The following is a 20,846-nucleotide window of genomic DNA, read 5'->3' as shown; positions in this document are numbered from 1 at the left end:
GCCGTGGTGCCTGGGCGGCGTGTCCTGACCGTTTCGTCCGGTCCGGTGGCTTCGGTGGCCGCCGGTGCGGCTGTGGTCCCGTGGGGTGCGTACCGTGGGCGGGTGGTTGTCGACGAGCTCCCCTTGTCCCGTTCCGCCGTCGACCGGGCGGCCCACCTGCGCGGACGGGCGGATCTGGTCGTCGAGGTGCTGGCCGACGAGCGCACCCGGGTGCTGGTGCTGCGCGACGGTCTGGCGGCCGTCGAGGAGTCCGGGGACGCCCTCGCCCTGCTGGCTCCCGAGCAGGTGTGGGACCTCGGCCTGACCGTGCCGCAGGCGTCCGCAGGCGAGCCGGACGGCTGGATGTACCTGGGGCGCGACGACGCGGGTGTCCACTACCTCGCCCACCGCACCCATCGGCCGGTCGAGTCGGCCGGGTCCGTCGAGACTCCGGCCCCGGACGCCCCGACGGTCGAGGGGTCGGTGCTCGCCGACGGTGCGGGCGGTCTGCGGTTCGCGTCGCTGCGGGAGCTGGGGGCGCTGCTGTCGGCACGGGACGCCGGCCTGGCCACGACGGCGGTGGCTCTCGCGGCGTGGCACGCCACGCACCGGCACTGCCCGCGGTGCGGTGCACCGACGCGGGCCACCCAGGCCGGGTGGTCACGCACCTGCACGCGCGACGGGTCCGAGCACTACCCGCGCACCGACCCGGCGGTGATCATGGCGGTCGTCGACGCCGACGACCGGCTGCTGCTGGGTCACGCCGTGGCGTGGCCGGAGGGTCGGTACTCGACCCTGGCGGGTTTCGTGGAGTCGGGGGAGTCCTTGGAGCACGCGGTGCGCCGTGAGGTGCTCGAGGAGACGCAGGTGGTGGTGGGTGAGGTCGAGTACCGCGGCAGTCAGCCGTGGCCGTTCCCGGCCTCGCTCATGCTCGGGTTCCGCGCGCGTGCGCTGACCGTCGAGGTGACCCCTGACGGTGAGGAGATGGGCGATGCGCGCTGGTTCACGCGCGCCGAGCTCGCTGCGGAGGTGCGGGCCGGGCGGGTCGTCCCGCCGGGGCGGTCGTCGATCGCCCGGGCCCTCATCGAGGAGTGGTTCGGCGCGCGGCTGCCGACGGACTCCTGGACGGCCTGACCCCGCGCCACGGCCGCCGGGCGCCCAGACGGTCCAGGAAGCCCGGCGGCTCAGGTGAACGGACGGCTCAGTTGGCCAGGCGGTGGCGCACGTCCACCAGTGAGGGGTTCGTCAGCGCCGTGCCGTCGGGGAACACGACGGTGGGCACCGTCTGGTTGCCGCCGTTGACCGACTCGACGTACGCGGCGGCCTCCGGCAGGTTCTCGATGTCGACCTCGACGTAGCCGATGCCGGCCGAGTCGAGCTGCGTCTTGAGCCGGCGGCAGTACCCGCACCACGTGGTCGAGTACATGGTCACGGTGCCGGCCGGGGGCAGGGTCTGCGTCGTCATCGGTCCTCGTCTGCGTCGGGTCTGCTGTCGTCGGGGCGCCGGTTCGGCCCTCGGTTCCGTGGGCGCAAGCCGCCCTCCGGTCCGTGGTCGCGCACCGGCACCCTGCCACAACCCCCGCAGGCCGCGGATGCTTCCCCGGGCCTGCGGCGGCGGCCGTCGCTGTCGGTTCCGGCTGAGACACTGGGCGCGATGTCCGCCGACGCCCTGCTCGATGCCCTCGACCCCGACCAGCGGGAGGTCGCGCTGGCGTTGCGGGGACCCGTCTGCGTCCTGGCGGGCGCCGGCACGGGCAAGACGCGCGCCATCACGCACCGCATCGCCTACGGGGTCCGCACGGGCGTGTACCGCCCGGGCAGCGTGCTGGCGGTGACGTTCACGGCGAAGGCGGCCGGTGAGATGCGCGTGCGCCTGCGCGACCTGGGCGTCGTCGGGGTGCAGGCCCGCACGTTCCACGCCGCGGCGTTGCGCCAGCTCGGGTTCTTCTGGCCGAAGGTCGTCGGCGGCGCCCCGCCGCGGCTGGTGGAGCAGAAGGCGCCGCTGGTGGCCGACGCCGCCCGTCGCCTGGGCCTGGCGGTCGACCGCATCGGCATGCGCGACCTGGCGGCCGAGATCGAGTGGGCCAAGGTGTCCCTGGTCGTTCCCGACGAGTACGAGAAGGCCGTCGAGGCCATCGGCCGTCCGGTACCGGCCGGGTACGACGCGCAGGCCGTCGCCCGGCTGCTGACCGCCTACGAGGAGACGAAGTCCGAGCGTGGCGTCATCGACTTCGAGGACGTGCTGCTCGACCTGGCCGGCATGCTCGTGCAGCGCGGGGAGATCGCCGAGGAGGTCCGGGCCCAGTACCGGCACTTCGTGGTCGACGAGTACCAGGACGTCAGCCCGCTGCAGCAGTTCCTGCTGGACCAGTGGTTGGGGGGTCGTCACGAGCTGTGCGTGGTGGGCGACCCGAGCCAGACCATCTACTCGTTCGCCGGGGCCAGCCCGTACCACCTGCAGACCTTCGCGCAGCAGCACCCGCGGGCCACGGTGATCCGCCTGGTCCGTGACTACCGTTCGACCCCGCAGGTGGTGGGTCTGGCGAACCGGCTGCTGGCGCCCACGCGCCGGGCCGGCGGACCGCAGCCGTTGCAGCTGATCGCCCAGCGTCCCGACGGCCCGGACGTGCGCTTCACGGCGTACCCGGACGACGAGGCCGAGGCGCAGGGTGTCGCGCACCGCGTGGCGCGGCTGATCGCCGAGGGCATCGCTGCCCGGGAGATCGCGGTGCTGTACCGGACGAACGCGCAGTCCGAGGCGTTCGAGCAGGCGTTCGCGGCGAGCGGGATCGCCGCCCAGGTGCGTGGCGGTGAGCGGTTCTTCGCCCGCCGTGACGTGCGTGAGGCGATCGTGCTGCTGCGTGGCACGGCGCGGGCCGCGGACCCCGACCAGGCGATGACCGAGGTGGTGCGTGACGTGCTGCGCACCCGTGGCTGGGCGGAACGCGCACCCGAGGCGCGCGGTGCGGCGCGCGAGCGGTGGGACGCCATGCAGGCCCTGGTGACCCTGGCTGACGAGCTGGCCCAGGCCCGCGCGCAGGACGGCCGCACCGCGACGGTCGCCGACCTGGTCGCCGAGCTCGAGGAGCGCGCCGCCACGCAGCACGCCCCGACGGTCGACGGGGTCACGTTGGCGTCTCTGCACGCAGCCAAGGGCCTGGAGTGGGACGCGGTGTTCCTGATCGGCCTGTCCGAGGGGCTGGTGCCGTTCGCGTTGGCCGGCACCGAGGCGGAGCTGGCCGAGGAGCGCCGGCTGCTGTACGTCGGGGTCACCCGGGCCCGGTCGCGGCTGGAGCTGTCGTTCGCGGGTGCGCGGTCACCCGGCATGCGCGCGGTGCGCCGCCGCAGCAGGTTCCTCGACGGGTTGTGGCCGCAGGGCGACGCACCCGTGGCACGTGGCCGTGCGGGCCGCGCGGGGCAGCGTGCCGCTGCGGTCGACCTGCAGCAGCGTGCCGTCCCGCACCCCGGGGTCGTCGACGGGCTGACCCGCTGGCGCCGACGCACGGCCGAGGAGCTCGGGCGGACCACCACGAGCGTCCTGTCGGACGCGGCGCTGACGGCGGTGGCGAGCCGCCGACCGGCCTCGCTCGCCGAGCTGGGAGAGGTGCCCGGCATCGGTGCCAGGACCTTGGGTTCCTACGGCGCGGAGCTGCTCGACGTGGTCCGTGAGGCGACCGCGTCATGATCCGCGAAAACTGCTGCGAATAATCGGTTGTCCTGCGTCGTGGCACCGTCCTAGGGTGTTCCACGTCCTTGTTGAGCAGGCCAGCGCGCTGAGCGCGCCGGGTCCGAACCGGAGAGGGGGTGGGTGCAGTCATGAAGAAGTTCACGGTGATCACGTCGTCGACCACGCCGGTCGCGTTCGTCCCGCGTCCTCTCGCGCCCATCGGCGCCCGGTTCCAGGGGCGTTCTCTGTCAGTCACCGGCCTTGCCGGCACGACTGGACGCCTGCGTGGCTACCCCTTCGGTGTCACGGCCGATCCCTTCGACTCGCACGGAGCTCCACTGCTCTGACCTGACACAGGTCAGCCCAGGCCGCGGACTCCGTACCGGATCCGCGGCCTTGTTGTTTCTCCCGTCTCCTCGGGATGAGCACAGGTCCGCCGGTCCGCCCCGACGCACCAGCTCATCAGCAAGGACACCAGGAGGACATCGTGCGGCTCACGACGCTGCTCGACACCGACCGGGTCGGCTCCGGCCCATGGCCATCGACCCTCACCACCGACACGTCGACCGCGGTTCCCGCACCGACGGCCGAACGTTCCACCGTCGACGACCGTCGGCAGTTCAACCGCCTCGTCGCGGGCCTCATCCCGTGCCGGGTCAACGACTCCGAGCTGTGGTTCGCCGAGCGCACGGCCGAGGTCGAGCGCGCCAAGGCGCTCTGCCGCGAGTGCCCCCTGATCGACGGGTGCCTGGCGGGCGCCCTCGAGCGGGAGGAGCCGTGGGGCGTCTGGGGCGGTCAGGTCTTCGTGGCCGGCGCGGTCGTGGCGACCAAGCGAGGCCGCGGCCGCCCGCGCAAGGACGCGTCCGAGGCCGCATGACCGGCAGGGCCGGGGCGTTCGCCGCCGAGCAGGTCGGCTCGGGGCAGGTCGGTCCCCGGCAGGGCGGTGCACCCGCAGGTGGGGTGCACCGCCCAGCTGCGCGTCCGGGGGAGCGCGTCGGGCACGGCGATCTCGATCGTCGCTGAACGCGTACGTGGGGTGCAGCCGTCGAGCACGGCCAGCACGTCGGCTGCGGCCACGGCCGCCGCCATGGAGCTGACGACGGTCGGTTCACCGAGCTGGGCAGCACCACTGCGCGCCGCGGCGCCGCGACCAGGTCCGGCGAGCTGGGCGGCGACGACGGGCCAGGCCGGGTCGAGGTCGACCCGGTGCAGGTCGAGGCAGCGCAGGCACGCACCGGGTGCGTCCGCCTCGGGCTGCACGAACGGTCCGACCATGACATCGGCCTCACGGACCACCACGGACAGGTGGGGGACGCCCGACAGGAGCAGCACCTGCGCCCGTTCGGGTGCGGCGGCGCCGTGCTCGACCACCACCAGGACGTCGGGCGAGCTCGTGGCGCCGAGCTGGATCCCGGGGGACACGTCGCGCAGGATCCGCGCGGCCGCGGTGGCGCGCACCGACCCGGCGTCGCTCCACCGGTAGCCGGCGGGGCCGACGTCGGCCGAACGGACGAGACGGTCGTCGTCGATGACGAGCGTGCCGACGCCCGAGGCGGCCAGCGTCACGGCGAGGCCCAGCCCGGTGGGGCCGAGCCCGACCACACCGACGGTGCACTGCTCACGTGCACGCAGCAGCGTGCCGGCGTCGACCGTGCCACGGGCCAGGCTCGCACCGGCGGCCTCGACAGCTGCCGGGCCGGGCAGGGTGCGCTCCTGGTCGGTCTCGGTGGTCAGGCCGGCGTCGTGCAGCGCGGTCACGAGCGTCTGCATGCGTTCGGGGGAGATGCCGCGTCGCCGGGTGAGCGTCCGCAGGTCGGTCAGGGCGTCGGTGTCGGTGAGCGCGTCGACCTCGGCGGGGTGCAGGTCGCCGAGCAGGACTGCCCACCGTGGGTCCGTGCCGACCTGGACCTCGGTGCTGGTGCGGCGCAGGACGCGCAGCCCTGGGCGCAGGCGGACGGTCATCGGTGCTCCCCTCGTCGTCGACGGGCGGAACACTCTCACGCGGTCCCGGCACGACGTCCGGGGTCGTCCACAGGGGTGGACACGCCGGAGGGGCGCCACCCGTGACGGGTGAGCGCCCCTCCAGGACGAACGGGTCGGCAGCCGGTGACTCAGGCCTTGCCGAGGATGCGGTTGAGCTTGGTGCTGCACACGGGGCAGGTGGCCTTGGCCATCCGGCGACCCGACTCGGAGATCACCACGTCGCCCTCCGCCTCGCGCTTCTCCTTGCACTTCACGCAGTAGAACTCACCGGCGTACGTCTCGGCCATCCTGGGTCTCCTTCGGTGTCCTTGCACCGGTCGGGGACCACCGGCCGGCGGCGCTGGGCTCGTGCAGGGGCGCCCGCGCGCGGCCCACAGTAGACCGCACGGACGCCGGCGGGGGACGACTTCGCGGGTGACTCGCCGAGGCCCGCGGCCTGCGTTTCCGTGACGGTGGGGGTGCCAGGGACTAGCGTTCGGCTGGTGCACCCCACGCACGACCTGGCGCAGGTCGAGGTCCGCCGCTCGCGACGTCGCGCGCGGACCGTCACCGCCTGGCGCGAGGGTGAGCGCACCATCGTGGCCATCCCCGCGCGGTTCACGCGCGCCCAGGAGCACGAGTGGGTGCGGCGCATGCTGGTGCGGCTGGCCGCGCAGGAGCGTCGACGCAAGCCGTCGGACGGCGAGCTGGCCGACCGGGCCGCCGAGCTGTCGGCGCGGTACCTGGGTGGGCGTGCCGTGCCGACGAGCGTGACGTGGTCGACGAACCAGGAGCGGCGCTGGGGGTCGTGCACACCCTCGGACGGCACGATCCGCATCTCCGACCGCGTGCGGGGCATGCCGCGGTGGGTGCTGGACTACGTGCTGCTGCACGAGCTGACGCACCTGCTGCACGCCGGTCACGGGCCGGAGTTCTGGGCCGAGCTGGACCGGTACCCGCGCACGGCGCGGGCCCGGGGGTTCTTGGAGGGCTACACGTACGCCGGGGAGCGGCCGACGGGTGGCGCAGCGCGCGACGAGCACGACGACCCGCACGAGCACGACGACCCGCACGACGAGGTCGAGCTGGCCGTGGACGACGCGCAGACCGCGCACTGACCGGCGGCCCAGGCGGCCCGCGCTACGGCGTGCCCTGCTGCCCGCCGTCCGGCCCGGGGTTCCGTTCTCCGTCCGGCCCCTCGTCCGGACCCCCGCCGAGGATCTCGGCGAGCGCGCGGTCCAGGTCTGCCGACTCGTCGACCGCTGCCACCCGGCGGGCCGTGTAGCCACTGGGGTCGTCGAGATCCTCGACGGTCGGCAGCAGGTCGGGGTGGTCCCACACGGCGTCGCGGGCGCTCGTGCCACCGTCACGCCCGATCTGCGCCCACAGGGCCGAGGCCTCCCGCAGGCGTCGAGGACGCAGCTCGAGCCCGACGAGGGTGGCGAACGTCTGCTCCGCCGGTCCACCGGCGGCCCGGCGACGGCGGATCATCTCGCGCAGCGCCACGGTGTGCGGCAGGTGCGGCATCGCGGCCGAGGCAGCGACCTCGTCGACCCAGCCCTCCACGAGGGCTAGGGCCGTCTCGAGCCGCTCGAGCGCGGCCTGCTGCGTGGGGGTGGTGTGCGGGGCGAACACGCCGCCGGACAGGGCCTCGCGCAGGGCGTCGGCGTCCGAGGGATCGATGGAGCGCACGGCCTCCTCGAGCTGGTCGACGTCGATGGTGATGCCCCGGGCGTACGTCTCGACGATGCCGAGCAGGTGCGCGCGCAGCCACGGCACGTGCGTGAACAGGCGCGTGGCGGCGGCTTCGCGCAGGGCGAGGAACAGGCGGACCTCCTCGCGCGGGGCGTCGAGCCCCTCGGCGAAGGCGTCGACGTTGCTGGGCACCAGTGCCGGGGCCGGGCGGTCGAGCAGGGGCAGGCCGATGTCGGTGGTGCCGAACGTCTCGCGGGCCAGGGTGCCCGCGGCCTGACCGACCTGCATGCCGAAGACGGCGGAGCCGAGCCGGCGCAGCATGGCGGAGGGGTCGGGGGCGATGCCGCCGGGCAGCTGTCCGACGTCGAGCCCCTCGGCGAGCGCCCCGCCGAGCGTCTGGGCGAGTGCGACCGACAGCGAGGAGGCGACGGGTTCGCTGAGCGTGCGCCAGGTGGGCAGGGTCGCCTCGACCCACTCGGCGCGGCTCCAGGCCCGTGCGGTGCCGGTCGAGGGCGGCAGGTCGGTGGCGGCGTCGAGCCACAGCTCGGCGACCGACAGGGCCTCGAGAGTGGCCTGCGACTGCGCGGGGGTCAGCGACGGGTCGCCCCCGACGGAGGCCTGCTGCCGGGCCAGGTCGTGGGCGACCTGCCAGTTGACGGGCTCGTCGCCGCCGGAGGACAGCAACTGCTGCATCTGCGCGAACACGGCCCGCAGGGCCTGGGGGTCGTCCGGCAGACCGGACTGCGCCGCCAGCGCGGAGGGGTCCAGGCCGCGGGCGCGCATCTCCGCGATGGCCTCGTCGGCGGCCGGTCCGAGCACCGAGCGCAGCATCTGCTCCCAGGCGGACTCCTCGGATCCGCCCGATCCTGGTGCGGCGGGGCTGTCGGGGCTCATGGGTGCCTCCTGCGACGATGAGACCGACGGGGGGCGCCGGAGTGCGTCCACGGTAACCACGGGTATCCGGGTCGAGGGAGGGTGGACGCGGTGGTTCGCTCAGGGCGCAGCGGCGTGGTCGTCGTCGGCCAGGGGCCCGTGGTCGCGGCGCTCGCGGCCGGTGACGGGCCTGCGTGGCGCGTGCTGGACGACGTGCCCGAGGACGCGCGGGCTGCGTTCGAGGGTGCCGAGGCGGTGGTGCTCGTGGCGCACGGCGGCGACCTGACGGCCCTCGCCGGGGTGGCCGGCGTACCGGTGCGTGAGCGGCGTGCCGCCGCGGTGGCCCGGGTGCGTCGGACGCTGGACGGCGCCCGCGCCGCCGGGGTGCCGCACGTGGTGGTCGTCTCCTCGGCGACCGTGCACGGTGCGTGGGCCGACCGGCCGCCGATCCGCGACGAGGACCAGGTGCTGCCACCGGAGGAGTCCCAGGACGGTCTGGTGGGCGACCTGCAGGCCGTGGAGGTCGAGCTGGCGCGCGGGCGGCGGCGCACGCCGCTGCTGACGGTGCTGCGCCCGGCGGCCCTGGTCGGCCCGGGGGTCGACACGATGATCACGCGCCACTTCGAGGCGCCGCGGCTGCTGACGGTGCGCGGCGCGGCGCGCGAGTGGCAGTTCTTGCACGTGGAGGACCTGGCCCGTGCGGTCCGCCTGGTGATCGACCAGCGGCTCGGCGGCACGTTCACGCTGGGCGCGGACGACGTGCTCAGCCCCGAGCGGGTCCAGGAGGTCTCGGGCATGCGCCGCATCGAGCTGGCGGCGGTGACGGCGTTCGGCACGGCGGAGCGGCTGCACCGGGTGGGGGCGTTGCCGGCGCCGTCGTCGGAGCTGGCGTACGTGGTCTACCCGTGGACGGTCACGTCGCACGGGTTGCGCGCGGCCGGGTGGCAGCCGCAGTGGTCGGGCGAGGAGTGCCTGCAGGTGCTGCTCGACGGCGTGCGGGGGCGCCTGGGTGTGGGTGGGCGTCGGTTGGGCACGCGGGACGCGGCGGCGCTGGGGGCGGCCGGTGCGGCGGTGGCGCTGATCGGCACGGCGGCGGTGTGGCGCCAGGCCCGGGCCCGACGTAGGGGATGATCGGGGCGTGGCCGACCAGCACACCCCTGCCGCTGTCCCTGACGAGCACGACCAGCCCGACGCCCCCGACGTCCCGGGTGCCGGCGACGAGCAGGACGAGTCCGACCTGGTCGGACCGGCACCGCGCACCAGCCCGCGTGCGCTGACGTTGTCGATCGGCATGCTGCTCACGGCGGTGCTGCTCGCGGTGCTGGTGGCGTTGCCGGCTCCGTACGCGGTCAGCAGCCCCGGCCCCACGCGGGACGTGCTGGGCGACGTGGCCGGCGTCGCGCTCATCACGATCGACGGTGCGCAGACCTACGACTCCAGCGGTGAGCTGCGGCTGGTGACGGTGTCCTCGACGGGCGGTCCGGGGTACCCCTCGGCGGTGTCGCGGGTGCTGCGCGGCTGGTTCGACCCCTCGACCGTGGTGCAGCCCGTCGAGCTGGTGTTCCCGCCCGAGGTCTCGCAGGACGAGATCAGCCAGGAGAACACCGCCGCGATGGTCTCCTCGCAGGAGAACGCCACGGTCGCCGCCCTGACCGAGCTCGGGCACGAGGTGCCCGCGGTGCTCACGGTGGCGGGCACGGTGGAAGGCACGGATGCGGCAGGCAAGCTCGAGCAGGACGACGTGATCCTCGCGGTGGACGGCACCACGTTGACCACGTACACCCAGCTGATCGACCTGCTGGGCGACGTGACGCCGGGGGACACCATCACGCTGACGGTGTCGCGCGGGGGCGAGGAGGTCGACGTGCCGATCGTCACGGGTACCAGCGCCGACGGCCGCGCGCAGATCGGCGTGTTCATCGACCCGGAGTTCGACCTGCCGGTCGACGTGTCGATCAAGATCGACGACATCGGCGGGTCGAGCGCGGGGACCATGTTCGCGCTGGGGATCATCGACAAGCTCACCCCGCAGGACGAGGCGAACGGCCAGGTCATCGCAGGCACCGGCACCATGGACGTCACGGGTGAGGTCGGTCCGATCGGTGGCATCCGGCAGAAGATGGCCGGTGCGCTGCGCGACGGTGCGGCGTGGTTCCTGGCACCGGCGTCCAACTGCGACGAGGTCGTCGACCATGTGCCGGACGGTCTGCGCGTGGTGAAGGTCGAGACCTTGCACGAGGCGCGCGAGGCCATGACCGCGATCGGTGCAGGGACGGCCGACGACCTGCCGACCTGCACCGCGCAGGACGTGCCCGCCGCCGGCTGACGCGACGGCCCTGCGCTACCTGCCGTCGGGCACGTCGTCGGGGCCCCGCCGCGTCAGGCCAGCGTGGCCCGGACGGCCTGCACGAGCCCTGGGACCAGGTCCGGGCCGTGCCCGACCTGGTCGTCGGTGTCGTGCGTGCGGGCACGCAGCGCGCACCACGCGGTGCCGTCGCGCAGCGCACCGACCGCGATCCGCACGTCGGTGCGCTCGGGGTGGGCCATCAGGTACCGCAGTGCCTCGTCGGGGTCGTCCGGCATGGCGGCCTCGGCCTGCGGGGGCAGCACGACACGTTCGACCGTCACGGCCATCCCGTCGACGGTCGCCGGCCAGGACAGCGCCGCGAGCAGGCTCTCCAGGTCGTCGGCGTCGGGCAGGCCCTCCTGCTCGACCGACGTCAGGTGCCACGGTTCGACGCGGGCCGCGGCCAGCACCTGCGCGTCGAGCTGGTCGGCCAGGCCGGGCGAGGCCTCGAGCGCGGCCTGCGTGCGCACGAGGGCGAACACCCGCACGGGGGCGTCCCAGCCGGCCGCGGCGACGTGGTGCTCGATCTCGCGCACGGCGTCGGCGAGGGCGCTCTGCTGCGGGGAGCGCGGCGAGGCGGGTGTCGTCGCGGGGGTGGAGGGCGCAGCGGGTGCGGAGGAGGTGTCGCTCACCCGGCCATCGTCCCATCCGCCTGTGGGAACCTGTGAACCTCACGGGGCGTTGTCCTCGGCAGCAACGATCCACCGTCGGCGCCCGGCAACGGGGTCGGCATCGAGGATGAGGACCGCACGTGACCTTCGCCAGCCCGCCTCCGAAGCCCCGGCCCGTGCCCGGGCGCCGTCGCAGCCCGCTCGGGGCCACGATCGCCGTCCTGGTCGGTCTGGTCGTGCTCGTCCTGCTGCTCGCACAGGTGTGGACCGAGGTGCTGTGGTACCAGCAGCTGGGCTTCGCCGAGGTGTTGTGGACCGAGTGGGGCACGCGCGCGGTGCTGTTCGTGCTCGGGTTCCTGATCATGGCCGGGGCCGTGGCGGGCAGCCTGAGCTACGCCTACCGGTCGCGCCCGGTGTACGCGCCGTCCACGCAGGAGCAGGCGAACCTCGACCAGTACCGCGAGGCCATCGAGCCCCTGCGGCGGTTGGTGATGATCGTCGGGCCGGTGGTGCTGGGCCTGTTCGCCGGTGCGGCGGCCTCGCAGCAGTGGTCGAGCATCCAGCTGGCGCTGCACGGCAGCTCGGTGGGTCAGGTCGACCCGCAGTACGGGATCGACCTGGGCTTCTACCTGTTCACGTTGCCGACGTTGCGGTTCGCCGTCTCGTTCCTCATGGCCGTCACGATCCTGTCGGGCATCGGCGCCCTGGCCACGCACTACCTGTACGGCGGGCTTCGCATCGGCGGCGGCTCGGCGACCCCGCGCACCACGCGGGCGGCGCGGGTGCACCTGTCGGTGGTGGGTGCGCTGCTCATGGTGCTCATCGCCGCCAGCTACTGGCTGGACCGGTACTCGATCCTGACCAAGGCCGGCGCGAAGTTCGAGGGTGCGGCGTTCACCGACGTGCACGCGGTCATCCCGGCCAAGGCGATCCTGGCGGGCATCGCGGTGTTCGTGGCCGTCACGTTCATCATCACGGCGATCCGCGGCAACTGGCGGCTCCCGCTGATCGGTGTGGGGCTCATGGTCGTCGCGGCGATCGCGGTCGGCGGCATCTACCCGGCGATCGTGCAGCGGTTCCAGGTGGCCCCGAACCAGCAGGACGCCGAGGCGCCGTACATCCAGCGCAACATCGACGCGACGCTCGACGCCTACGACATCGACCCGGAGTCGGTGACGACCACGAGCTACGACGCGAAGGTCACCGCCGAGCCGGGTGCGTTGCGGGCGGACGCCGAGACGGCCGCCTCGATCCGGTTGCTCGACCCGCAGATCGTCAGCCCGTCGTTCAAGCAGCTCGAGCAGATCCGCGCGTTCTACAACTTCCCCGACACGCTGTCGGTGGACCGCTACGAGGTGGACGGCGAGTCGCGCGACACGGTGATCGCGGTGCGCGAGCTGGACCTGGACGGGTTGTCCGGCGAGCAGCGCAACTGGACCAACGACACGACCGTGTACACCCACGGGTACGGCGTCGTCGCGGCGTACGGCAACACGACCGGTGCCCGTGGCGCTCCCGAGTTCTGGGAGAGCGGCATCCCCTCGACGGGTGGCATCGGCGAGTACGAGCCGCGCATCTACTTCGGCCAGCAGTCGCCGGCGTACTCGATCGTGGGTGCCCCGGAGGGCTCGGGCGACTGGGAGCTGGACTACCCGGACGACGCCTCGGGCGGTGCGATCAACACGACGTTCCCCACGCAGGACGTCTCCGCGGGCCCGTCGATCGGCTCGTTCTGGAACAAGCTGCTGTACGCGGTCAAGCTCGGTGACGAGCAGCTGCTGTTCTCCGACCGCGTGAACAGCGAGTCGCAGATCCTGTACGACCGTGACCCGGCCACCCGCGTCGAGAAGGTCGCGCCGTACCTGACGCTCGACGGCCGCGTGTACCCGGCGGTCGTGGACGGTCGCGTCGTGTGGATGATCGACGGCTACACCACCTCCGACCAGTACCCGTACTCGGCATCCCGTTCGCTCGAGGACGCCACCACGGACTCCCTGACGGTGCAGTCGGCCTCGGTCGAGGCGCTGCAGCCCGAGACGGTCAACTACATCCGCAACTCGGTGAAGGCCACGGTCGACGCGTACGACGGCTCGGTCACGCTGTACGCGTGGGACGCCGAGGACCCGATCCTGCAGGCGTGGCAGGAGGTCTTCCCGACCTCGTTGAAGCCGATCTCGGAGATCAGCGGCGACCTGATGAGCCACATCCGGTACCCGGAGGACCTGTTCAAGGTGCAGCGCACCCTGCTCGGCCGCTACCACGTGACCGAGCCGGCGCAGTTCTTCTCCGGCAACGACTTCTGGACGACGCCGGACGACCCGACGGTCACCACGACGTCGGTCGCGCAGCCGCCGTACTACCTGACGTTGCAGATGCCCGGGCAGGACGCGGCGAGCTTCTCGCTGATGTCGACGTTCATCCCGGCCGGTGGCAACGCCCGCAACGTGCTCACCGGGTACCTGGCGGTGGACGCGGCTGCCGGGTCGACAGCCGGCGAGATCGCCGAGGGGTACGGCCAGATGCGCCTGCTCGAGCTGCCACGCGACTCGACGGTGCCCGGACCGGGCCAGCAGAACAACAACTTCACCACCGACCCCACGGTGTCCACCGAGCTGAACATCCTGGGCCGCGGCGACTCGTCCGTGGTGCGCGGCAACCTGCTGACCCTGCCCGTCGGCGGCGGCCTGCTGTACGTGCAGCCGGTGTACCTGCAGTCCTCGAGCGGCACCAAGTTCCCGCTGCTGCAGCGGGTGCTGGTGGGCTTCGGTGACAGCATCGGGTTCGCCCCGACGCTGGACGAGGCGCTCGACCAGGTGTTCGGCGGCGACTCGGGCACCGATGCCGGCGACGCGGGCACCGACCCCGACGCGGGCACCGACACCGGGACCGATCCGGGCACCGACACCGGGACGGACCCCGGCACCGCGACGCCCGCGCCGACCCCGACGGACACCCCTGCGGCCACCGACGCACGCGCTCGGCTGCAGGCGGCCCTGGGGGAGGCCAACCAGGCGATCCAGGACGGGCAGGCGGCGCTGGCCGACGGTGACTTCGCCGCGTACGGCGAGGCGCAGGACCGTCTCGACCAGGCGCTCGCGGATGCCATCGCGGCCGAGGCCGAGCTGGACCAGTAGCCGGTCCCGCTCGTCGCACCGTCACCGGCGCGTATCCCTCACAGGGGGTGCGCGCCGGTGGTGTCTGCGGGGTCGGTGGCCTCGACCAGGGTGCGCACCAGCGGGTGCCACGGCCGCTGCGAGGGACCGGTGAGCACCAGCTCGCGCGCACGGGTCGGTGCGAGCGGCACCATGACCAGCTCGGGAGGCAGCATCGCCCCGCCGAGGCTCGGCATGATCGACACCCCGATGCCCTCGGCGACCATGCGGACCAGCGTGGCGAGCTCGCGCACGTGCTGGGCGGGCCGGAACGAGAGGTCCGCGTCGGCGTGCAGCCGCCGCACCTGCGCCTCGCAGCCGCCCTGGGAGACGAGCAGCCCGTCCTGCCCGAGCTCGGCCAGGTCGATGACCTGTTCCTCGGCGTACGGGTGGTCGCGGCGCACGATGGCCCGGTAGTCGTCGCGGGCGACGACCCGCCCGCCGTCGGGCACCGGCCGCGGGTCGACGAGGATCGCCGCGTCGACGGTGCCGACCTCGAGCCAGCGGGGCATCTCGTCGTCGTCGCCCTCGAACACCTGCACGCGCACGTCGGGCAGCCGCGTGGACCAGTCGCGCAGCAGCCGCGGCAGCAGGCCCTGGCAGACGGTGGGCACGGCGGCCAGGCGCACGGTGCCGTCGGCGCGGCCGGCGAACGCGGCCTGTTCGGCAGCGAACGCGTCGGCGGAGGCCAGTGCGGAGCGGGCGTGGGGGAGCAGCCGGTGCGCCAGCGCGGTCGGGGTGGCCCCGCCGCTGCGGTCGACGAGCGGTCCGGGGCCTTCGCGCTCGAGTGCGGCCAGTGCGTGCGAGACGGCGGACTGGCTGATGCCCAGCGCGGTGGCGGCCTGGGTGAACGACCCGGTGTCGACCACGGCGACGAGCACACGCAGCTGAGCGAGCGTCGGCATGAGGGGAATCTATCAAGCCATGAGCCAGATGCACTTGCTTCATGTCACTGCCCGCCGCGACGATGAGCCCACACGAAGGAGGGCCCGTGGACACCCAGCAGGACCGGCGCACCGCCGCCATGTACGTGACCCTCGCCGCGGTGTGGGGGTCGAGCTTCCTGCTCATCAAGGTCGCCCTCGACGGGCTCGCCCCCGCCCAGCTGGTGCTCGGACGCCTGGTCTGCGGTGCGCTCACGTTGGTCGTCACCATGCTCGTCACCCGACGCCGCTGGCCCCGAGGGCTGGCCGTCTGGGGGCACCTGCTCGTCGTGGCCCTCGTGCTGTGCGTCGTACCGTTCCTGCTGTTCTCGTGGGCCGGCCAGTACCTGCCGTCCGGGCTGTCCAGCATCTACAACGCCTCCACCCCGATCATGACCGCGATCGCCGCCGGCGCCCTGCTGCCCGGCGAGCGACTCGACGGCCGCCAGCGCCTCGGCATCGGGGTCGGCGCGCTCGGCGTGGTCGTCATCGTCGGCCCGTGGTCCTACCTGGGCGACGCCGCCCTCGACGGCTCCCTGCCCGCGCAGCTCGCCTGCCTCGGTGCGACCGCCTGCTACGGCCTGGGCATCACCTGGATGCGTCGGTTCGTGCAGGGGCGCGGCCACGACTCCGTCACCGTCGCCGCCTCCCAGGTCAGCCTGGCCGCCGTGGTCATGGTGCTGCTCGCGCCGTTCCTCGGCGGCTTCGGGTCGGCGGACCTGACCGGGCCGGTGATCGCCTCGACCGTCGCGCTCGGTGCGCTCGGCACCGGCCTGGCGTACGTGTGGAACACGCGCGTCATCGAACGGTGGGGGGCGCAACGCTCCTCCACCGTCACGTACCTGACCCCGGTGGTCGGGGTGCTGCTCGGGGTGCTCGTGCTCGACGAACGACTTCAGTGGAACGAACCCGTCGGGGGGCTGCTCGTGGTGCTGGGGATCCTGGTCGCCCAGCGGGTGCTCGGACGTTCGCGCACGCACGTGGTCGAGGCGGCTCCGGCTGCCGTGGCAGAGGCGTCGGCCTCGGTCGCGCAGGCCTCCACCGGGGGCGATTTGGACCAGGTCCGCGCCTGACGTATGGTTGAGACACCGACGCGGGGTGGAGCAGCTCGGTAGCTCGCTGGGCTCATAACCCAGAGGTCGCAGGTTCAAATCCTGCCCCCGCTACTTGTGAAGTAGCAGTCCAGAGGCCCTTTCTCCCTTCGGGGAGGGAGGGCCTCTGGCGTTGCCGGGGCGTGATGTGGGCAGTCCTCATCGGCGGTTGCGAGCCGATCGGCAGGGATCTGGGCGGATCTGTCGCTCTGGTGACGAGCGTCCGCGTCCCAGCGTCCGTGTGTTCACGTCGGCCACTCGTGGTTGCGACTAGAGCGGGAGTGCGCGGTCCTGGACCACTGATCGCATGACGAGCGTCGAGTTGAGCCGCTGGACGCCGGGCAGGGCGGAGAGGTCCTTGTCGTAGAGGCGTTGGTAGTCAGCCAGGTCGCGAGCGATGACGCGCAGGAGGTAGTCGGGGTCGCCGAAGAGGCGCTGGGCCTGCAGGACGTTGGGCAGATCGGCGACCGCGGCCTCGAACGCGCTGATCGTGGTGAGAGTGGCCTCCCGCATGGTGACGAAGATCAGGGCCTCGAAGGTCAGCCCGAGGGCCTTCGCGTCCAGACGTGCGTGGTAGCCGGTGATGGCGCCTGCGCGCTCGAGCGCGCGCAGCCGTCGGTGGCACGGGGAGATGCTGAGCTGGACGCGCTCGGCGAGCTCGGTGAGGGTCTGTCGCCCGTCCCTCTGGAGTTCCGCAAGAATTGCGCGGTCAGTGGCGTCCATGCGTCAGATTCTTCCATGGTGCATCCGCTCGCGACGAGATGTTGGAACCACATTCGCCGAGTTCCCTCGTAGCCTTCCACCGTCATCCCAGATCGGGGTGCCGAGCGGGGGGACGGATCGGTGGACGGCGCGGACGTGCTGGGCTTCTGGGCAGTCTCGATCGTGTTCGTGCTCGCACCGGGCGCCGACTGGGCCTATGCGATCAGTGCCGGTATCCGGGGGCGCGTGATCTTGCCGGCCGTGGGCGGGATGCTCTTCGGTCACCTGATCGCGACGATGCTCGTGGCTGCCGGGGTGGGTGCCCTCCTCGCGAGCGCGCCTGACCTCCTCGGGGTACTCAGGATCGCGGGCGGTACCTACCTGCTCTGGCTCGGGATCATGACGTTCACCCGACCGGCTGCACCGCACGAGAGCGCGCAGTCGGTTGCCGGGAACTCTCGGGCGCGGTGGCTGTGGAAGGGGATCGGCGTGAGCGGTCTGAACCCGAAGGTCATGTTGCTGTTCCTCGCCCTGCTTCCGCAGTTCACGTCCCGCGCGGCCGCGTGGCCTGTGTGGGCCCAGAGTGCGGCCCTCGGGCTGCTCCACGTCGCCACGTGCGCCGTCGTGTACCTCGCCGTCGCCGTGACGGCCCAACGGGTGCTGGCCGCGCGCCCGGCGGCCGCGAAGCTCGTCTCGCGGGTGTCCGCGGTCGTCATGGCCGCGCTCGGCGCCGCACTCGTCGTCGAGCAGCTGCTCGTCTAGTGCTCGACCTCCACCACCCCCGCCCCGACACCAAGGAAACACCGATGGATGCCCTGACCCTGCACACCACGTTCTCGGAACTGACCACACCTCACGTCGCGGACGCATGCCTGCGGATCGGCGTCCCGGTGCGCTGCGCCCCCGCATCCCTCCGTCCGCTGTGGTCCGGCATCCACCTCGCCGGACCCGCACGCCCGGCACGACACAGCGGCAGCGTCGACGTGTTCCTCGAGGCACTCGAACGCTCCACGCCGGGAGAGGTCCTGGTCGTCGACAACGGCGGGCGCACCGACGAGGCCTGTGTGGGTGACCTCGTCGCCCTTGAGGTGGCGCAGGCCGGCCTGGCGGGGATCGTCCTGTGGGGCCTGCACCGCGACACCCCACAGCTGCGTGCGATCAACGTCCCGGTCCTGAGCCTGGGCGCCTACCCGAACGGACCCGAACGGCTCGACCCCCAGCCCGCCGATGCGCTCGACTGGGCCGCGTGCGGGACGCACACGATCACGGGCGACGACCTCGTGCTGGCCGACGATGACGGCGTCGTGTTCCTCCCGGCGGACCGAGCTGCGGAGATCGCCGCAGTCGCGACCCGCATCCGCGACACCGAGCTCCGTCAGGCCGCCCGCATGCGGCTCGGCACGTCGCTGCGCCAGCAGACTCGTTTCGCCGAGTACGTCGCCGCCCGCGCGCGTGACGGCGTGACCTTCCGCCAGCACCTGCGCTCGATCGACGCCGCGATCGAGGAGTGAACGACCGCGTCAGCCAGACGCCTCACGCGACTTGACGACCACGCTCGTCCTGCTGGGCGCCGCGACGCCGATCGTGGTCGGCGTGGTCGTGCTGGGGATCGCGTTGGTCGGCGAGCTGACCAGGCGGGCCTCATCGCCGGGCGGGCGGCTCGCCGCCGCGGTGGCGCCGTCGCCTGTCACAGCCGCTGGGTCGTCGGGTGGAGCGGTGAACCCGTTGGTGGGGGCGGGGGTGCAGCGCGCTCTCGGCGTCCTGCAGTCCATCACGGCGGTGGTCGCGTGCTTCGTGCCGTTGGCTGCGGGCCCCTACCTGCTGGTGACGGCTTGGTGGACGTTCGCGCAGCGACTGGTGCTGCGCCGCCGGTACCCCCTCGAGGCGGCCGCGGAGGCGCAGTAGGACCCGCTCCTCGGAGAGTGCCCCCGGGGCGCCGTCGACCGGTCGGCCGTCAGCGCGCGCGGGCGCCGTCCGTGACCAGCCTCAGGAGCTCGCCCACGGGGACGCCCGCCTCGAGCGGGTGACGGAAGGGCAGGTCGCCCCTGACCTGGTACCTGTTGCGACGGCCCACGCGTTCCGTGCGCACGTACCCCGCGTCCTCCAGCGTGCGGATGATGGCCTGCGTGGCGCGTTCGGTGATGCCGACCCGCGCGGCGATGTCGCGCAGCCTCGACTGGGGGTCGAGGGCGAGGCAGACGAGCACGTGGCCGTGGTTGGACAGGAACGTCCAGCTGGGGGTGCCCTCGTGCGTCGGTTCGACGGTCATGAACGCCAGCCTAGGACGCTGTGCAGATCACGTATTGCAGTGCAGGTGCGCTCGGGTGTCAGCGGGTCCTCCCGGTGAGCCGACGGCCGAGCTTGATGAGCTCCTCGACCGCCAGCACGGTCGTGGCGACGGCGGCGCTGACGGTCCACTGGGTCGCGTCCAGGGGGACGGTGTCGAAGACCGGGTTCAGGCCGGGCAGCTGCACGACGAGGACCTGCAGGACGACGACGGCGCCGAACGACAGCCACAGCCAGCGGTTGGTGAACAGGTGCCGGGTGAAGACGCTCTCGTGCTCGGCCCGGGCGTTGAGGGCGTTGAAGAACTGGAACAGGACGAACGTGGTGAACGCCATGGTCGCCCCTGTCGCGGCGCCGAACCTGTCGCCGGCCAGCGCGAGAACGGCGAGCGTGCCGGTGGCCATCACGGCGCCCGACCGGATCATCCGTACCAGTCGGGTCCGGCCGAGGATGCGGGCGGTGCGGGAGCGCGGCGGCTCGTCCATCAGGCCGGGCCGGGCGGCGTCGACTCCCAGGGCCATGGCGGGCGGGCCGTCCATGATGATGTTCACCCAGAGGACCTGGATGGCGGTCAGCGGTGCGGGCAGGCCGGCGACGGTGGCGCCGAGGAACGACAGGATCGCGCCGATGTTGGTGGAGAGCTGGAAGCGCACGAACTTCACCACGTTGTCGAAGATGGCGCGGCCCTCGCGCACGGCCTTGACGATGGTGGCGAAGTTGTCGTCCGTGAGGATCATCGCGCCGGCTTCCTTGGTGACCTCGGTGCCGGTGATCCCCATGGCGACGCCGATGTGGGCGCTGCGCAGGGCCGCGGCGTCGTTGACACCGTCGCCCGTCATCGCCACGATGTGGCCGCGCTCCGTCAAGGCCCGCACGATGGCGACCTTGTGCTCGGGTGCCACGCGCGCGAACACGCCGATGCCCTCGATGCGCGACCCCAGCTCCTGCGGGCTCATGCGGTCGAGCTCGGCCCCGGTGACCACCTCGCCCGGGATGCCGAGCTCCCGGGCGATCGCGGCAGCCGTGTCGCGATGGTCGCCGGTGATCATCTTCACGGCGACGCCGGCACGGTGGCAGAGCGCGATGGCGTCGCGGGCCTCGGCCCGAGGCGGGTCGGCGATGCCCACCAGGCCCAGGAAGGTGAGACCGGTCAGCCTGTCGCCGAGCGTGGCGGGGTCGCCCACCTCGTCGAGGAGGGTGGTCGCCACGCCGATCACGCGCAGGCCCTCGGAGGCCAGTCGGCCGATGTCGGCCTGGACGGCGGCCAGCCGGTCCTCGTCCATGGGGGCGATGCCGTCGGCCGTCACGACGAAGCCGCTGCGCGCCAGCAGGACGTCGGGAGCGCCCTTGAGGTGCACCCGGGCGCGCACACCCTCGGCGTGGGCCGTCGCCATGTACTTGTGGGCCGCGTCGAAGGGCACCTCGGCGATCCGGGGGTGCTCAGCCCGGAGCGCGTCGACGTCGAGGCCCGCCTTGGCCGCCAGCACCACGAGGGCACCTTCCGTCGGGTCACCGACGATGCCCGCGGGCCCGTCGTCCGTGGCGGTCATCACCGCGT

The 20,846-nt window shown here is 73.0% G+C and carries 21 protein-coding genes and 1 tRNA gene; 13 read left to right on the top strand and 9 right to left on the bottom strand.

Annotated elements, in window-relative coordinates; all coding sequences use genetic code 11:
- Nucleotides 1-102: 102 nt before the first annotated feature.
- Nucleotides 103-1,113, top strand: a complete 1,011-nt coding sequence (gene nudC, locus ACTHAM_RS12295) for an NAD(+) diphosphatase (RefSeq protein ID WP_440687826.1) — start codon at nt 103-105, stop codon at nt 1,111-1,113.
- 67 nt (nt 1,114-1,180) lie between these two features.
- On the opposite strand, the gene ACTHAM_RS12290 is transcribed toward nudC, so the two are convergent.
- Nucleotides 1,181-1,444, bottom strand: a complete 264-nt coding sequence (locus ACTHAM_RS12290) for a mycoredoxin (protein WP_440687824.1) — start codon at nt 1,442-1,444, stop codon at nt 1,181-1,183.
- Nucleotides 1,445-1,633: 189 nt separating this feature from the next.
- Here ACTHAM_RS12290 and ACTHAM_RS12285 point away from each other — a divergent pair, with 189 nt between their 5' ends.
- From ACTHAM_RS12285 to ACTHAM_RS12275, 3 genes are all read left to right on the top strand, one after another.
- Nucleotides 1,634-3,664, top strand: a complete 2,031-nt coding sequence (locus tag ACTHAM_RS12285) for an ATP-dependent helicase (protein ID WP_440687822.1) — start codon at nt 1,634-1,636, stop codon at nt 3,662-3,664.
- 131 nt (nt 3,665-3,795) lie between these two features.
- On the top strand, nt 3,796-3,993 hold the full coding sequence (locus ACTHAM_RS12280; RefSeq protein ID WP_440687820.1) for a hypothetical protein: 198 nt from the start codon (nt 3,796-3,798) through the stop codon (nt 3,991-3,993).
- Nucleotides 3,994-4,133: 140 nt separating this feature from the next.
- Entirely contained in the window at nt 4,134-4,523 is a 390-nt protein-coding gene (locus tag ACTHAM_RS12275; protein WP_440687818.1) for a WhiB family transcriptional regulator, read from the top strand.
- Here ACTHAM_RS12275 and ACTHAM_RS12270 read toward each other — a convergent pair.
- The gene (locus ACTHAM_RS12270; RefSeq protein ID WP_440687816.1) at nt 4,442-5,608 is read right to left on the bottom strand and encodes a ThiF family adenylyltransferase; all 1,167 of its coding nucleotides are present in this window, start codon (nt 5,606-5,608) and stop codon (nt 4,442-4,444) included. The two genes, ACTHAM_RS12275 and ACTHAM_RS12270, sit on opposite strands and share 82 nt — an antisense overlap.
- Nucleotides 5,609-5,757: 149 nt before the next feature.
- Complete coding sequence (locus tag ACTHAM_RS12265; RefSeq protein WP_440687814.1) at nt 5,758-5,916, bottom strand: DUF5679 domain-containing protein; 159 nt, start codon at nt 5,914-5,916, stop codon at nt 5,758-5,760.
- Between the two features lie 195 nt (nt 5,917-6,111).
- On the opposite strand from ACTHAM_RS12265, the gene ACTHAM_RS12260 reads away from it, so the two are divergent.
- Nucleotides 6,112-6,726 carry a YgjP-like metallopeptidase domain-containing protein gene (locus ACTHAM_RS12260; RefSeq protein ID WP_440687812.1) on the top strand — a complete coding sequence of 205 codons (615 nt, stop codon included), beginning with the start codon at nt 6,112-6,114 and terminating at the stop codon, nt 6,724-6,726.
- Nucleotides 6,727-6,748: 22 nt separating this feature from the next.
- Here ACTHAM_RS12260 and ACTHAM_RS12255 read toward each other — a convergent pair whose 3' ends face one another.
- Nucleotides 6,749-8,197 carry a zinc-dependent metalloprotease gene (locus ACTHAM_RS12255; protein WP_440687810.1) on the bottom strand — a complete coding sequence of 483 codons (1,449 nt, stop codon included), beginning with the start codon at nt 8,195-8,197 and terminating at the stop codon, nt 6,749-6,751.
- A 90-nt stretch (nt 8,198-8,287) separates the two neighbouring features.
- On the opposite strand from ACTHAM_RS12255, the gene ACTHAM_RS12250 reads away from it, so the two are divergent.
- Nucleotides 8,288-9,307: an NAD-dependent epimerase/dehydratase family protein gene (locus ACTHAM_RS12250; RefSeq protein WP_440687808.1), complete on the top strand. Its 1,020-nt coding sequence runs from the start codon at nt 8,288-8,290 to the stop codon at nt 9,305-9,307.
- A 7-nt stretch (nt 9,308-9,314) separates the two neighbouring features.
- Nucleotides 9,315-10,502: a YlbL family protein gene (locus ACTHAM_RS12245; protein WP_440687806.1), complete on the top strand. Its 1,188-nt coding sequence runs from the start codon at nt 9,315-9,317 to the stop codon at nt 10,500-10,502.
- A gap of 53 nt (nt 10,503-10,555) precedes the next feature.
- On the opposite strand, the gene ACTHAM_RS12240 is transcribed toward ACTHAM_RS12245, so the two are convergent.
- Nucleotides 10,556-11,155, bottom strand: coding sequence for a PPA1309 family protein (locus ACTHAM_RS12240; RefSeq protein WP_440687804.1), 600 nt, complete (start codon nt 11,153-11,155; stop codon nt 10,556-10,558).
- A 119-nt stretch (nt 11,156-11,274) separates the two neighbouring features.
- On the opposite strand from ACTHAM_RS12240, the gene ACTHAM_RS12235 reads away from it, so the two are divergent.
- Nucleotides 11,275-14,268 (top strand): UPF0182 family membrane protein, encoded by a 2,994-nt coding sequence (locus ACTHAM_RS12235; protein ID WP_440687802.1) that lies wholly within the window; start codon nt 11,275-11,277, stop codon nt 14,266-14,268.
- Between the two features lie 38 nt (nt 14,269-14,306).
- Here the strand turns inward: ACTHAM_RS12235 and ACTHAM_RS12230 are convergent, their stop codons facing one another.
- Nucleotides 14,307-15,191 carry a LysR family transcriptional regulator gene (locus tag ACTHAM_RS12230; protein WP_440687800.1) on the bottom strand — a complete coding sequence of 295 codons (885 nt, stop codon included), beginning with the start codon at nt 15,189-15,191 and terminating at the stop codon, nt 14,307-14,309.
- 86 nt (nt 15,192-15,277) lie between these two features.
- Here ACTHAM_RS12230 and ACTHAM_RS12225 point away from each other — a divergent pair, with 86 nt between their 5' ends.
- Both ACTHAM_RS12225 and ACTHAM_RS12220 read left to right on the top strand, forming a co-directional pair.
- Nucleotides 15,278-16,282, top strand: a complete 1,005-nt coding sequence (locus ACTHAM_RS12225) for a DMT family transporter (protein ID WP_440687798.1) — start codon at nt 15,278-15,280, stop codon at nt 16,280-16,282.
- A gap of 19 nt (nt 16,283-16,301) precedes the next feature.
- Nucleotides 16,302-16,375: transfer RNA gene (locus ACTHAM_RS12220), tRNA-Met, on the top strand.
- A gap of 195 nt (nt 16,376-16,570) precedes the next feature.
- Here ACTHAM_RS12220 and ACTHAM_RS12215 read toward each other — a convergent pair.
- A complete protein-coding gene (locus tag ACTHAM_RS12215) occupies nt 16,571-17,023 on the bottom strand; it encodes an Lrp/AsnC family transcriptional regulator (protein WP_440687796.1) in 453 nt (150 codons plus the stop codon).
- Between the two features lie 120 nt (nt 17,024-17,143).
- Between ACTHAM_RS12215 and ACTHAM_RS12210 the strand changes: the two genes are divergently transcribed.
- Genes ACTHAM_RS12210 through ACTHAM_RS12200 form a run of 3 tightly spaced genes read left to right on the top strand, consistent with a single transcriptional unit; the run spans nt 17,144 to nt 18,907 of the window.
- Nucleotides 17,144-17,764 (top strand): LysE family translocator, encoded by a 621-nt coding sequence (locus ACTHAM_RS12210; protein ID WP_440687794.1) that lies wholly within the window; start codon nt 17,144-17,146, stop codon nt 17,762-17,764.
- 44 nt (nt 17,765-17,808) lie between these two features.
- Entirely contained in the window at nt 17,809-18,513 is a 705-nt protein-coding gene (locus ACTHAM_RS12205; RefSeq protein WP_440687792.1) for an RraA family protein, read from the top strand.
- Nucleotides 18,514-18,544: 31 nt separating this feature from the next.
- Nucleotides 18,545-18,907 (top strand): hypothetical protein, encoded by a 363-nt coding sequence (locus ACTHAM_RS12200; RefSeq protein WP_440687790.1) that lies wholly within the window; start codon nt 18,545-18,547, stop codon nt 18,905-18,907.
- Nucleotides 18,908-18,956: 49 nt separating this feature from the next.
- Here the strand turns inward: ACTHAM_RS12200 and ACTHAM_RS12195 are convergent, their stop codons facing one another.
- Nucleotides 18,957-19,271 (bottom strand): helix-turn-helix transcriptional regulator, encoded by a 315-nt coding sequence (locus tag ACTHAM_RS12195; RefSeq protein ID WP_440687788.1) that lies wholly within the window; start codon nt 19,269-19,271, stop codon nt 18,957-18,959.
- Nucleotides 19,272-19,329: 58 nt separating this feature from the next.
- Nucleotides 19,330-20,846: cation-translocating P-type ATPase (locus ACTHAM_RS12190; RefSeq protein ID WP_440687786.1), on the bottom strand; the 1,517-nt coding region annotated here is incomplete at its 5' end.

It is taken from the genome of Cellulomonas soli (assembly GCF_052036975.1).
Classification (GTDB): domain Bacteria; phylum Actinomycetota; class Actinomycetes; order Actinomycetales; family Cellulomonadaceae; genus Cellulomonas; species Cellulomonas soli_A.
This window is presented reverse-complemented; position numbering and strand designations above follow the sequence as displayed.